The sequence below is a fragment of the Pseudomonas fluorescens group sp. genome, from assembly GCF_020093335.1.
Lineage (GTDB): Bacteria > Pseudomonadota > Gammaproteobacteria > Pseudomonadales > Pseudomonadaceae > Aquipseudomonas > Aquipseudomonas petroselini.
In genome coordinates this window covers 209791-223116 of record NZ_JAIOKW010000006.1, presented here as the reverse complement: position 1 = coordinate 223116, position 13326 = coordinate 209791, and the positions used below count along the sequence as shown (strand labels likewise).

Below are 13326 nucleotides of genomic sequence, written 5' to 3'. Positions count from 1 at the left end.
TCAGCCAGGTGAAGGAACATTTAGGTAAGGGCTGAAAATCGTTTCATAGGCATTCATTTGTTCTAGACAGGTCAGCCGCCCAAGCTTGTAACCCATCGGACACATTGTCCTGCTTTGGAGCCCTGCCATGTCACTCAAACCACTGTTATTGATTCCCGCCCTCGGTGCTGCGCTGTTGTTGTCGGCGTGCGCCGGGCCAATGCCCAAAGCCGACCCGAGTGAAGCCTGGATCGGCTTGAGGGAAGAAGCGCCGAACGACCTGATGGCTGAACGCGTGGACGGCAAGCGTGTGGATGACGGCCGCTTTTTTGAGGTCTCGCCGGGGGACCATCGCCTGGATGTGACGCTGTTCGAGGAGGAGGCGGGTGACGACAACCAGCAGGACTGCCAGGGACGTGTCGAATACAAGCATTTCAAGGCGGGTGAGCATTACACCCTGGTGGAGTCCAGCCTGGGTACCACCGTGCGCGCAGCCTTGATGGATGGTCACGGCAAGGAGGTCGCAGCGACTCAGGACTTCAATTGCATGCCTGGCTAGGCGTGGTGCACCGCCGCCTTATGAGGCTTGGCGGGCGCAGCGGGTTTTACGTGGGGGTGATGGTGCCGGCGGGTGATGCGCAACACCCCCCACAACATGGCGGCGGCTACCGACAGCCAACCGCAGATCAACAGGAAAATCGTCGTTGCAAGGCTCATTCGGGCCTCCTCTCGCCCCGTACGGGGCACACACAGTCTTCTCAATGGACAGTCTAGCTACCCGGCGGTTGCCTGCTATTGACCAATGGTCGTGTCCGTCCAACTTGTTTGCTCTATCCGCTTCCTTTACTAAGCCTACGGGCTATACCCGCGTGGCCGGGCGTCCTATGATCAGGGCCCTCACCGGCAGTTGATCAAGAGAGTAGAAAATTGCGGTTACGGTCGAACCTTAAAACATCCTTTCTATTGGCCTGCGCCCTGGGGCTTGTGGCCTGTTCCGCAACCCCGTCGAAACTGGCGGGCCTGCCGGAGCGTGTCGAACTCAATGGCGTGCCGACGTTTCGCAGCGAGGCTTATCAGAGCGGTCCTACGGCGTTAGCCAGCATGCTGTCGCAACAAGGCATTGTCATGACACCGGGGTTGCTGGATAAGCCACTGCATCTACCGGGCGGCGAAGCGGACCTTGAGCGCAACATGCAGGTGCTGGCGCGCGAGTACGGGCTGATGGTGTACCCGCTGGATGCCAAGCTGACGGCGGTGCTGGCGCAAGTGGCGGCGGGGTATCCGGTGATGGCGCGGATCGGCGGCGGGCTGTGGTCCGACGCGCACTACGTGGTTGTGGTGGGGTTCAATCAACAGAAAAGCACGGTGTTGCTGCGTTCGGGCATGGACCGGCGGCTGTTGATGAGCTTCAGCGACTTTGAGTCGAAGTGGAAAAGCGCCGGGAGTTGGGCAATCCTCACCCAGCGGCCGAGCCAATTGCCGGCAAATGTGGACGCCCAGCGCTGGCGGGATGCGGCCAACGCCACGGCCCAGGCCGGGCAGGAGCGGGCGGCGGCGCAGGCGCTTAAAGTGCTGGCGGAACACCGATAAAAAATGTGGGAGGGGGCAAGCCCTCTCCCACACGGGTATTGCACATTGGATCTGGCGTTGTTGCTTAGCGACGCACTTCTGCCGCGTTCGGACGGTTCTTCAGGTTCTTGTCGGCCTTGTAGCGCAACGCCACATCCGGCACCGAGCCGCTCTTGCCGGTCTCTACCCAATTACGAATACGGCTGGCATCGGCAAAGTGGGTGAATTTGCCAAAGGCATCCAGGATTACCAGCGACACCGGGCGGTTGCCCATGCTCGTCACCAGCACCAGGCAATGACCGGCCTGGTTGGTGAAGCCGGTCTTGGTCAGCTTGATGTCCCAGTTGGCGCGGTTGATCAGGTGGTCGGTGTTGGAGAAGCCCAAGGTGTAGTTGGGCTTGCGGAACGACACGGTCTTTTCCTTGGTGGTGCTCAGTTGGCTGAGCAACGGATAGTGTCGCGCGGCGGCCAGCAGTTTGCTCAGGTCGCGGGCGGTGGAGACGTTGTGGATGGACAAACCGGTGGGTTCGACATAGTGCGTGCTGGTCATGCCCAAGGCCTTGGCCTTGGCGTTCATCGCGGCGATGAACGCGGCGTAACCGCCCGGATAGTGGTGGGCCAGGCTTGCCGCGGCGCGGTTTTCCGAAGACATCAGGGCGATCAGCAGCATTTCCTTGCGGGGCATCTGGCTGCCGATCTTCACGCGGGAGAACACGCCTTTCATCTCTGGCGTATCGGTGATGTTGATGTCGATGTACTCGTCCATGTTCTGCTTGGCTTCCAGCACGATCAGGCCGGTCATCAATTTGCTCACCGAGGCGATGGGCACCACCACGTCAGGGTTGCTGGAATAGATCACCTTGTTGGTCTGCAGGTCGACCAGCATGGCGCTGCCGGACGCAATTTGCAGTTTGGAGGTGTCACGCGGCGCCTGGGTGGTTTCGGCGGCGTGCGTGAAGTTGCCTGTGAAAGCGAAAAACAGGCTGATGATAGAGAGACGAATTTTCACGCGGATGAACTCGCTAAAAAGTAAGGAAATACCGTTCAGGAACGGTTTTTTGATAAATGCCGTTACATTTTAGGAGTATGGACGAGAGACTGTCGAATGTTCTTCTAAAACCAGACGAAAGTACTTAAAAACTAAGAAAAAACAGGGTTTATCACGGGCAATAAAAAGCCCTGCGATAAGGCAGGGCTTTTTCAGTACGCCTGGTTATTAATCGTGCAGGGTTTCTGCGGCGTACAGGGTATTTTCCAGCAGGCAGGCACGGGTCATCGGGCCGACACCGCCGGGTACTGGGGTAATCCAGCCAGCACGGGGCAGGGCGGTCTCGTACACCACATCGCCGACCAGCTTGCCGTCTTCCTGGCGGTTGATGCCCACGTCGATGACGATGGCGCCTTCCTTGATCCACTCACCCTTGACCAGCCCCGGCTTGCCGGCGGCGACTACCACCAGGTCGGCGCGGCCGACGTGGCCGGCGAGGTCCTTGGTGAAGCGGTGGGTGACGGTCACGGTGCAGCCGGCCAGCAGCAACTCCATGGCCATCGGGCGACCCACGATGTTGGACGCGCCGACAACTACGGCGTCGAGGCCGTACAGGTCGACGCCGGTGCTTTCCAGCAGGGTCATGATGCCTTTCGGGGTGCACGGGCGCAGCAGCGGGATACGCTGGGCCAGGCGGCCGACATTATAAGGGTGGAAACCGTCGACATCTTTGTCCGGGCGAATGCGCTCCAGCAATTTGGAGGCGTCCAGATGGTCGGGCAGCGGCAACTGGAGCAGGATGCCATCCATCTTCGGGTCTTCGTTGAGGCCATCGATCAGGTCCGTAAGGGCCTGCTGGGTGGTCTCGGAAGGCAAGTCGTAGGCCTTGGAAATAAAGCCGACCTCTTCACAGTCTTTACGCTTGTGCGAGACATAAACCTGAGAGGCAGGATCGCTGCCGACCAGGATCACCGCGAGGCCGGGCGTGCGCAGGCCTTGCTGGCTACGCTCGGTGACGCGTTTGGCGATCTGCTGGCGCAGGCTGGCGGCGATTGATTTGCCGTCGATAAGTTGTGCAGTCATTACGCGTGATTAACCATCGAGAGGGGGAAGAAAAGTGCGCGCATTCTCGCATGCCAGGACGTGAGGGCAAAGGCGCTTGGTCTGCAAATTGCCCTAACTCCTTAAATAAAATCAGTTTTTTTCAAAAAAGATTTGACGGGTTTCGGGGGCATCTATACTATTCGTCGCACTTGTCGGGCACAGCCTAGCACTGGTTAAGAAGGTCGAGCGGAATAGATGATTGTTCTGCAAGGCTGGAAGCACTTAGTTTGTAATCCTCCAAGAGTACAGATTAATAAGGCGCCCGTAGCTCAGCTGGATAGAGCATCCGCCTTCTAAGCGGATGGTCGCAGGTTCGAGTCCTGCCGGGTGCGCCATTAGGCAGCTTTGGCACAAGTAGCGTTAGATGGTGGGCGTAGCTCAGTTGGTAGAGCACGGGATTGTGACTCCCGTTGTCGAGGGTTCGATCCCCTTCGTCCACCCCATATTTTGAAAAGGCGCCAGATTAATCGTCTGGCGCCTTTGCTTTAAGAGCTTCAAGCGCGGATGTGGTGGAATTGGTAGACACACTGGATTTAGGTTCCAGCGCCGCGAGGCGTAAGAGTTCGAGTCTCTTCATCCGCACCAATTAAAGCTTGGCCCCGTTGAAAGACAGGGTAAAGCTCGACAAAGAAGTAGTTTGGTTTCTTTGTTAACGCAATATGGTGGGCGTAGCTCAGTTGGTAGAGCACGGGATTGTGACTCCCGTTGTCGAGGGTTCGATCCCCTTCGTCCACCCCATATTCGAAAGGCGCCAGATTTAACAGTCTGGCGCCTTTTTTGGTTTTAGCGGTTCGAATATTCCGCGGCTGCAGGTACTGGGTCGCAATGGCAGGGCGTTTCGTCGTATTTATGTATCTCGATGATGCCGCACTGCCTGCCAGCCCTGTGTGTGGGTTGGCCGTCGGGGTGATGGATGACGACTTCTTCTATATATAGAAGGGGCGGCGCAGAGCCCTGGCGTGATGGGCTGTATTTGTCACCGGGGCGAGGTGCATCAGTGCCTTCGTACCGATAAATTGCCGGCTGTTTTCGGGCGTATTTCCAGTAGGGTGACTTCTTGAGTTTGACCCACTAGAATGCATGCCCTTGATTGGGGTCGGAAATGGCCGGCTAACGTCTGTGCAACGAGGAATATCCATGCAAGTTTCTGTTGAAAATACTACTGCTCTCGAGCGTCGCCTGAGCATCACCGTGCCGGCTGAGCGTATCGAGACTGCGGTCAACAAGCGTCTGCAGCAGACTGCCCAAAAGGCCAAGATCGCTGGTTTCCGTCCAGGCAAAGTGCCAATGAGCGAAATCAAGCGCCGTTTTGGTGCCGATGCGCGCCAGGAAGCTGTCGGTGACGTGATCCAGGCTTCCTTCTACGAAGCGGTCGTTGAGCAAAAGCTGAATCCGGCGGGTTCGCCGTCGATCGAGCCTAAGTCCCTGGAAGCGGGCAAGGACCTGGAATACGTTGCCGTATTCGAAGTGTTCCCTGAATTTGAAGTGGCCGGTTTCGACGGTATCGCCATCGAGCGCCTGAGCGCCGAAGTGGCTGATTCGGACCTGGACAACATGCTGGAAATCCTGCGCAAGCAGAACACTCGTTTCGAAGTGGCCGAGCGTGCTGCCCAGAACGAAGACCAGCTGAACATCGATTTCGTTGGCAAGGTTGACGGCGAAGCGTTCGCCGGCGGCTCCGCCAAGGGCACTCAGCTGGTGCTGGGTTCCAACCGCATGATCCCTGGTTTCGAAGACGGCCTGGTTGGCGCCAAAGCCGGCGAAGAGCGCGTACTGAACCTGGAATTCCCTGCTGACTACCAGAACCTGGACCTGGCTGGCAAAGCCGCCGAGTTCACCGTGACCGTCAACAGTGTTTCCGAGCCTAAGCTGCCAGAGCTGAACGAAGAGTTCTTCGCTCAATTCGGTATCAAGGAAACCGGTATCGAAGGCTTCCGCACCGAAGTTCGCAAGAACATGGAGCGCGAGCTGCGTCAGGCCATCAAGTCCAAGGTCAAGAACCAGGTCATGGACGGTCTGCTGGCCGCCAACCCGATCGAAGTGCCTAAGGCCCTGCTGTCCAACGAAGTGGATCGCCTGCGCGTACAAGCTGTTCAGCAGTTTGGTGGCAACATCAAGCCTGACCAACTGCCGGCCGAGCTGTTCGAAGAGCAAGCCAAGCGCCGCGTTGTGCTGGGCCTGATCGTGGCTGAAGTGGTCAAGCAGTTCGACCTCAAGCCTGACGAAGACCGCGTTCGCGAAATGATCCAGGAAATGGCTTCGGCCTACCAGGAACCTGAGCAGGTCGTGGCTTGGTACTACAAGAACGATCAGCAACTGAACGAAGTGCGTTCGGTTGTGCTGGAAGAACAAGTTGTGGATACTGTTCTGCAGAAGGCTAAGGTGACCGATAAAGCGGTCTCTTACGAAGAAGCAGTCAAACCGGCGGAAGCAGCACAAGCCGACTGATTGTCCAACTCGTTGGAAATTCAACCATAAGCCAGCCTCGCGCTGGCTTATGCGTTTTCAAGACATGACTATTTGGGAGTAACTGCAGAGCATGTTCCGTAATTCCTATATTCAGCAGAACTCTGATATCCAGGCCGCTGGCGGCCTGGTCCCGATGGTTGTCGAGCAGTCCGCTCGTGGCGAACGCGCCTACGACATCTACTCGCGCCTGCTCAAGGAGCGAGTGATCTTTCTGGTGGGCCCGGTAGAGGACTACATGGCCAACCTGATCTGTGCGCAGCTGCTGTTCCTTGAAGCGGAAAACCCGGACAAGGACATCCATCTCTACATCAACTCCCCAGGCGGTTCGGTGACAGCTGGCATGTCGATCTACGACACCATGCAGTTCATCAAGCCGAATGTATCGACCACCTGTATCGGTCAGGCCTGCAGCATGGGTGCATTCCTGTTGACCGCAGGTGCTGAAGGCAAGCGTTTCTGCCTGCCTAACTCGCGCGTGATGATTCACCAGCCATTGGGCGGTTTCCAGGGCCAGGCGTCGGACATCGAAATCCACGCCAAGGAAATCCTGTTTATCCGTGAGCGTCTCAACACGCTGATGGCCAAGCACAGCGGGCACACCCTGGAAGAAATCGAGCGCGACACCAACCGCGACAACTTCATGAGTGCCGAGGCAGCGCGTGATTACGGGCTGATCGACGCAGTGATCGACAAGCGCCCCGCTTAATATAAGCCGCTCAAAATAGGGCTGGTCGGCATGTCCGACCACTGGCGGGCTTGAAAAAGCCCGCATAAGCCTTCATCTTGTGTTGCAAGCCTATCGGATTTGGATCGAACGAATGACTGACACCCGCAACGGCGAGGACAACGGCAAGCTGCTCTATTGCTCCTTCTGTGGCAAAAGCCAGCATGAAGTACGCAAATTGATTGCCGGCCCCTCGGTCTTTATCTGCGACGAGTGCGTCGACCTGTGCAATGACATCATCCGTGAGGAGGTGCAGGAAGCCCAGGCCGAAAGCAGCGCGCATAAATTGCCTTCGCCTAAAGAAATCAGCGGCATCCTTGATCAATACGTGATTGGTCAAGAGCGTGCAAAGAAGGTTTTGGCCGTAGCGGTGTACAACCACTACAAGCGCTTGAACCAGCGTGACAAGAAAGGCGACGAAGTTGAACTCGGCAAGAGCAACATCTTGCTGATCGGTCCTACAGGCTCGGGTAAAACCTTGCTTGCAGAAACCCTCGCTCGTCTCTTGAACGTTCCGTTCACTATCGCCGACGCCACCACCCTCACCGAGGCTGGCTACGTGGGTGAGGACGTCGAGAACATCATTCAGAAGCTGCTGCAGAAGTGCGACTACGACGTAGAGAAAGCCCAGATGGGTATTGTCTACATCGACGAAATCGACAAGATTTCGCGCAAGTCGGACAACCCGTCGATCACCCGGGACGTTTCCGGTGAAGGCGTGCAGCAAGCCCTGTTGAAACTGATCGAAGGCACGGTTGCTTCCGTACCGCCACAAGGCGGCCGCAAGCACCCGCAGCAGGAATTCCTTCAGGTTGATACGCGCAACATCCTGTTCATCTGTGGCGGTGCGTTCTCCGGTCTGGAAAAAGTTATCCAGCAACGCTCCACCCGTGGTGGCATTGGTTTCAGTGCGGAAGTGCGCAGCAAGGAAGAAGGCAAGAAGGTGGGCGAGTCCCTGCGTGAAGTCGAGCCTGACGATCTGGTCAAGTTCGGTCTGATCCCGGAATTCGTTGGCCGTCTGCCGGTCCTGGCTACGTTGGACGAATTGGATGAGGCTGCTCTGATTCAGATCCTCACCGAACCGAAAAACGCCCTGACCAAGCAATACGCCAAGTTGTTCGAGATGGAAGGTGTAGACCTCGAGTTCCGTACCGACGCGCTCAAATCGGTGGCCAAGCGGGCACTGGAGCGCAAGACCGGTGCACGTGGTCTGCGCTCGATTCTTGAAGGCGTACTGCTCGACACCATGTACGAAATCCCCTCGCAGTCCGAGGTGAGTAAAGTGGTGATCGACGAAAGCGTTATAGAAGGTAAGTCCAAGCCACTGTATATCTACGAAAACAGTGAGCCGACTGCCAAGGCTGCGCCAGACGCGTAAGCGTTTCGCAGTGTCGGTATAAACAAGGGGCCTCCAGGGGCCCCTTTGTTTTTACGAGGTTTTTTACGCCAGAGCGTTTACTGCGTTTAACTGCTGGCAATAAGCTTGTTTTTTTTGCATGCAGCCCCCATCTTGGTTTCAAGCTTACTTTTCAACTGTCATAGAGGCGAAATCATGAAGACAACCATCGAATTGCCTCTCCTGCCGTTGCGTGATGTCGTCGTCTATCCGCACATGGTTATCCCGCTGTTCGTGGGGCGCGAGAAGTCTATCGAAGCCCTTGAGGCAGCGATGACGGGCGACAAGCAGATCCTGCTGTTGGCCCAAAGAAATCCTGCTGATGATGATCCGGGCGAAGAGGCCCTGTATCGCGTTGGCACCATTGCCACTGTTCTGCAATTGCTCAAACTGCCGGATGGCACCGTCAAGGTGTTGGTGGAAGGCGAGCAGCGCGGTGCGGTCGAGCGCTTCATGGAGGTGGATGGTCACCTGCGCGCCGAAGTAGCGCTGATCGACGAAGTCGAGGCCCCGGAGCGCGAGTCTGAAGTTTTTGTACGCAGCCTGCTCTCGCAATTCGAGCAGTATGTGCAGTTGGGCAAGAAAGTCCCGGCTGAAGTCCTGTCGTCCCTTAACAGCATCGATGAGCCAAGCCGCCTGGTCGACACCATGGCCGCGCACATGGCGCTGAAAATCGAGCAGAAGCAAGACATCCTCGAAATCATCGACCTGCCGGCCCGTGTTGAGCATGTGCTGGCACTGCTGGATGCCGAAATCGACCTGTTGCAGGTTGAGAAACGCATCCGTGGTCGTGTGAAGAAACAAATGGAGCGCAGCCAGCGCGAGTACTACCTGAATGAGCAGATGAAGGCCATTCAGAAGGAACTCGGCGACAGCGAGGAAGGCCACAACGAAATCGAAGAGCTGAAAAAGCGTATCGATGCCGCCGGCCTGCCGAAAGACGCCCTGACCAAGGCCAACGCCGAGCTGAACAAGCTCAAGCAAATGTCGCCGATGTCGGCCGAAGCCACCGTGGTGCGCTCCTACATCGACTGGCTGGTGCAGGTGCCGTGGAAGGCTCAGACCAAGGTGCGCCTCGACCTGGCCCGCGCTGAAGACATCCTCGATGCCGACCACTATGGCCTTGAAGAAGTCAAAGAACGCATCCTCGAATACCTCGCCGTGCAAAAGCGCGTGAAAAAGATTCGCGGTCCGGTGTTGTGCCTGGTGGGCCCGCCTGGTGTGGGTAAAACCTCGCTGGCCGAGTCGATTGCCAATGCCACCAACCGTAAATTCGTGCGCATGGCCCTCGGTGGTGTACGCGATGAAGCGGAAATTCGTGGTCATCGCCGGACGTACATCGGTTCGATGCCAGGAAGATTGATTCAAAAGATGACGAAGGTGGGTGTGCGCAACCCGCTGTTCCTGCTCGATGAAATCGACAAAATGGGCAGTGACATGCGTGGCGATCCGGCCTCGGCGTTGCTCGAAGTGCTCGACCCCGAGCAGAACCACAATTTCAACGACCATTACCTGGAAGTCGACTACGACCTGTCCGACGTGATGTTCCTGTGCACCTCCAACTCCATGAACATTCCGCCGGCATTGCTGGACCGGATGGAGGTGATTCGTCTGCCGGGCTACACCGAAGACGAGAAGATCAACATCGCGGTCAAATACCTCGCGCCCAAGCAGATTTCGGCCAATGGCCTGAAGAAGGGCGAGATCGAATTCGAGGTCGAGGCGATCCGCGATATCGTGCGTTATTACACCCGCGAGGCCGGTGTACGGGGCCTGGAGCGCCAGATCGCGAAGATCTGCCGCAAGGCGGTCAAGGAACATGCGCTGGAAAAACGCTTCTCGGTGAAGGTCACGGCCGACTCCCTGGAACACTTCCTGGGCGTGCGTAAATTCCGCTATGGCCTGGCCGAGCAACAGGATCAGGTAGGGCAGGTGACGGGCCTGGCGTGGACCCAAGTGGGCGGCGAATTGCTGACCATCGAAGCCGCGGTGATCCCGGGTAAAGGCCAACTGATCAAGACCGGTTCCCTGGGTGACGTGATGGTCGAATCCATCACCGCCGCACAGACCGTGGTGCGCAGCCGCGCCAGGAGCCTGGGGATCCCCCTGGACTTCCACGAGAAGCACGACACCCACATCCATATGCCGGAAGGGGCGACGCCTAAAGACGGCCCTAGCGCCGGCGTAGGCATGTGCACGGCGCTGGTGTCGGCATTGACCGGCATTCCGGTGCGAGCCGATGTCGCAATGACCGGGGAAATCACCCTGCGTGGCCAGGTATTGGCCATCGGTGGCCTGAAAGAGAAATTGCTTGCGGCACACCGGGGCGGTATCAAGACCGTGATCATTCCTGAAGAGAATGTTCGCGACTTGAAGGAGATTCCTGACAATATCAAGCAGGATCTTCAGATTAAACCGGTTAAATGGATTGACGAGGTCCTGCAAATTGCGCTGCAATACGCGCCGGAGCCCTTGCCGGATGTGGCTCCGGAGATAGTCGCGAAGGACGAAAAACGCGAGTCTGATTCCAAGGAACGAATTAGCACGCATTAATGTGCTGGAGCCTGGGGGCTTCCTTGACAGCTTTTTAGAGCCCTTGTTATAAAGCGGCTCTTAAGTGTCTGTAGGCCATTCAGCACTGGTTTTTGCTTTTACCAAAAAAACTTAGAATCATACTCAATAGATATATAAGGGGACTTAGAGTGAACAAGTCGGAACTGATTGATGCTATCGCTGCATCCGCTGATATCCCGAAAGCTGCTGCTGGCCGTGCGCTGGATGCAGTAATCGAATCCGTCACTGGCGCTCTGAAGGCCGGCGACTCCGTGGTACTGGTAGGCTTCGGTACTTTCTCTGTGACTGACCGCCCAGCTCGCACTGGCCGTAACCCACAGACTGGCAAAGCACTGCAAATCGCTGCTGCCAAAAAACCAGGTTTCAAAGCCGGTAAAGCCCTGAAAGAAGCCGTCAACTAAGTTTCGATCAAGCCTTTACCTACCCGGGTCGAACGCAGGTTCGACCTGGCAGCGGAGCGGCAGCTGACCCACGTATCCATCGGGTCGCCACGCCGGGGGTGTGGGTTCAAACCCCCGTCCGCTCCGCCAGTTACGAGAAGGCGCATCCTCGGATGCGCCTTTCTTCTATCCGGACTCTACCCACGCTCCACGGTTGCCTATTTTTGAAGTTCAACCGTTTCTGGGGGACGCATGCTGCAAAATATCAGGGACAATTCACAAGGCTGGATTGCCAAGACCATCATCGGGATCATCGTCGCATTGATGGCGTTCACCGGTATCGAGGCCATTTTCCAGGCTTCGGGTAATAGTAAGCAGGACGTGGCCAAGGTCAACGGTGAAGAAATCACCCAGACCGAACTGAGCCAGGCCGTCGACATGCAACGTCGCCAGCTGATGCAACAGCTGGGCAAGGATTTCGATGCTTCTCTGCTGGACGAAAAACTGCTGCGCGAAGCGGCCCTCAAAAGCCTGATCGATCGCAAGCTGTTGCTGCAAGGCGCCGCCGATTCCAAGTTTGGCTTCTCTGAAGCTGCCTTGGACCAAGTGATCCTGCAGACGCCGGAATTCCAGGTGGACGGCAAGTTCAACGCTGAACGCTTTGACCAGGTGATCCGTCAGCTGGGCTACAGCCGTCTGCAATTCCGTCAGATGCTGACCCAGGAAATGCTGATCGGCCAGGTGCGTGCAGGTATCGCCGGCAGCGGTTTCGTCACCGATTCCGAAGTGCTGGCATTCGCCCGTCTGGAAAAACAGACCCGCGACTTCGCCACCGTCAACATCAAGGCCAACCCAGCGGCGGTGAAACTCACCGATGACGAGGTCAAGGCTTACTACGACCAGCACGCCAAAGAGTTCATGACCCCTGATCAAGTGGTCATCGACTATCTGGAACTGAAGAAGTCATCCTTCTTCGACCAGGTTGCCGTGAAGGACGATGAGTTGCAGGCTGCCTATCAGAAAGAAACCGCGAACCTCGCTGAACAGCGTCGTGCCGCGCACATCCTGATTGAAGTCAACGACAAGGTCACCGACGCGCAAGCCAAGGCCAAGATCGAGGAAATCCAGGCACGCCTGGCCAAGGGTGAGAAGTTCGAAGCCCTGGCCAAGGAGTTCTCCCAGGATCCAGGTTCGGCCAGCAATGGCGGCGACCTGGGCTTTGCCGGCCCTGGCGTCTACGACCCGGACTTCGAAACGGCCTTGTACGCGTTGAGCAAGGACCAGGTTTCGGCGCCGGTGCGCAGCACCTTCGGTTGGCACCTGATCAAGCTGTTGGGCGTTGAAGCACCGCAAGTGCCGACGTTTGCCAGCCTGAAAGACAAGCTGACCAAAGAGCTCAAGACCCAGCAAGTCGAGCAGCGTTTTGTCGAAGCGACCAAGCAATTGGAAGATGCGGCATTCGAAGCCTCCGACCTGGCCCAGCCGGCGTCCGACCTGAAGCTGACCGTTCACACCTCTGCACCATTTGGCCGTGAAGGTGGTGAAGGTGTTGCGGCCAACCGTGCCGTGGTCACCGCCGCGTTCAGCCCGGAAGTGTTGGATGAGGGTGCCAACAGCACCGCCATCGAACTGGACCCGGAAACCATCATCGTGCTGCGTGCCAAAGAGCACCTGAAGCCTGCGCAACTGCCGCTGGAAAGTGTTGCAGCGGCGATTCGCACCCAGATGGCCAAAGAGCGCGCCAGCGCGGCTGCCAAGACCCACGCTGATGAGTTGATCGCCAGCCTGCGTGATGGCAAGACCCCGCTGAACCAGCCGGTCGACGGCCAGGCATGGAAGGTCACTGAAGCGGCTACCCGTAGCCAGGAAACAATTGACCCGGCCGTACTGCAAGCCCTGTTCCGCATGCCTAAGCCTGCGGCCAAGGATAAGCCGACGTTTACCACGGTGACCCTGGCTGACGGTAGCCTGGTGATCGTGCGCTTGAATGGCGTCAACGAAGCCGCTGCCCCGACGGACGAAGAAAAGGCGCAATACCGCCGCTTCCTCGCTTCCCGTGTCGGTCAGCAAGACTTCGCGGCTTACCGCAAGCAGTTGGAGACCAAGGCTGACATAAAGAAGTACTGATGTCGGTTTGAATAAA

11 protein-coding genes and 4 tRNA genes are annotated in these 13326 nt (G+C 57.3%); 12 read left to right on the top strand and 3 right to left on the bottom strand.

Annotated elements, in window-relative coordinates:
- The first annotated feature begins 127 nt into the window (after positions 1–127).
- On the top strand, positions 128–538 hold the full coding sequence (locus tag K7431_RS09780) for a PA0061/PA0062 family lipoprotein (RefSeq protein WP_015884729.1): 411 nt from the start codon (positions 128–130) through the stop codon (positions 536–538).
- Here the strand turns inward: K7431_RS09780 and K7431_RS09775 are convergent.
- Complete coding sequence (locus tag K7431_RS09775) at positions 535–696, bottom strand: hypothetical protein (protein ID WP_163825860.1); 162 nt, start codon at positions 694–696, stop codon at positions 535–537. The genes K7431_RS09780 and K7431_RS09775 overlap by 4 nt on opposite strands.
- Positions 697–906: 210 nt before the next feature.
- On the opposite strand from K7431_RS09775, the gene K7431_RS09770 reads away from it, so the two are divergent.
- Positions 907–1569 carry a C39 family peptidase gene (locus K7431_RS09770; RefSeq protein ID WP_015884727.1) on the top strand — a complete coding sequence of 221 codons (663 nt, stop codon included), beginning with the start codon at positions 907–909 and terminating at the stop codon, positions 1567–1569.
- Positions 1570–1633: 64 nt separating this feature from the next.
- On the opposite strand, the gene pbpG is transcribed toward K7431_RS09770, so the two are convergent.
- A complete protein-coding gene (pbpG, locus tag K7431_RS09765) occupies positions 1634–2557 on the bottom strand; it encodes a D-alanyl-D-alanine endopeptidase (RefSeq protein WP_015884726.1) in 924 nt (307 codons plus the stop codon).
- A gap of 207 nt (positions 2558–2764) precedes the next feature.
- Entirely contained in the window at positions 2765–3619 is an 855-nt protein-coding gene (folD, locus tag K7431_RS09760; RefSeq protein WP_015884725.1) for a bifunctional methylenetetrahydrofolate dehydrogenase/methenyltetrahydrofolate cyclohydrolase FolD, read from the bottom strand.
- 279 nt (positions 3620–3898) lie between these two features.
- On the opposite strand from folD, the gene K7431_RS09755 reads away from it, so the two are divergent.
- The 10 genes from K7431_RS09755 to K7431_RS09710 all read left to right on the top strand — a co-directional run bounded on the left by K7431_RS09755 (position 3899) and on the right by K7431_RS09710 (position 13310).
- Positions 3899–3975, top strand: a tRNA-Arg gene (locus K7431_RS09755).
- A 32-nt stretch (positions 3976–4007) separates the two neighbouring features.
- Positions 4008–4083: transfer RNA gene (locus tag K7431_RS09750), tRNA-His, on the top strand.
- 57 nt (positions 4084–4140) lie between these two features.
- Positions 4141–4225 (top strand) — tRNA-Leu (locus K7431_RS09745).
- 77 nt (positions 4226–4302) lie between these two features.
- Positions 4303–4378: transfer RNA gene (locus K7431_RS09740), tRNA-His, on the top strand.
- 399 nt (positions 4379–4777) lie between these two features.
- On the top strand, positions 4778–6088 hold the full coding sequence (gene tig, locus K7431_RS09735) for a trigger factor (protein WP_015884724.1): 1311 nt from the start codon (positions 4778–4780) through the stop codon (positions 6086–6088).
- Positions 6089–6179: 91 nt separating this feature from the next.
- Complete coding sequence (clpP, locus tag K7431_RS09730) at positions 6180–6815, top strand: ATP-dependent Clp endopeptidase proteolytic subunit ClpP (protein ID WP_015884723.1); 636 nt, start codon at positions 6180–6182, stop codon at positions 6813–6815.
- Positions 6816–6927: 112 nt separating this feature from the next.
- Positions 6928–8211: an ATP-dependent Clp protease ATP-binding subunit ClpX gene (gene clpX, locus K7431_RS09725; protein ID WP_003238279.1), complete on the top strand. Its 1284-nt coding sequence runs from the start codon at positions 6928–6930 to the stop codon at positions 8209–8211.
- A gap of 174 nt (positions 8212–8385) precedes the next feature.
- Entirely contained in the window at positions 8386–10782 is a 2397-nt protein-coding gene (gene lon / locus K7431_RS09720) for an endopeptidase La (protein ID WP_015884722.1), read from the top strand.
- 149 nt (positions 10783–10931) lie between these two features.
- Positions 10932–11204, top strand: a complete 273-nt coding sequence (locus K7431_RS09715; protein WP_003174819.1) for an HU family DNA-binding protein — start codon at positions 10932–10934, stop codon at positions 11202–11204.
- 231 nt (positions 11205–11435) lie between these two features.
- Positions 11436–13310 (top strand): SurA N-terminal domain-containing protein, encoded by a 1875-nt coding sequence (locus tag K7431_RS09710; RefSeq protein WP_015884721.1) that lies wholly within the window; start codon positions 11436–11438, stop codon positions 13308–13310.
- Positions 13311–13326 lie beyond the last annotated feature (16 nt).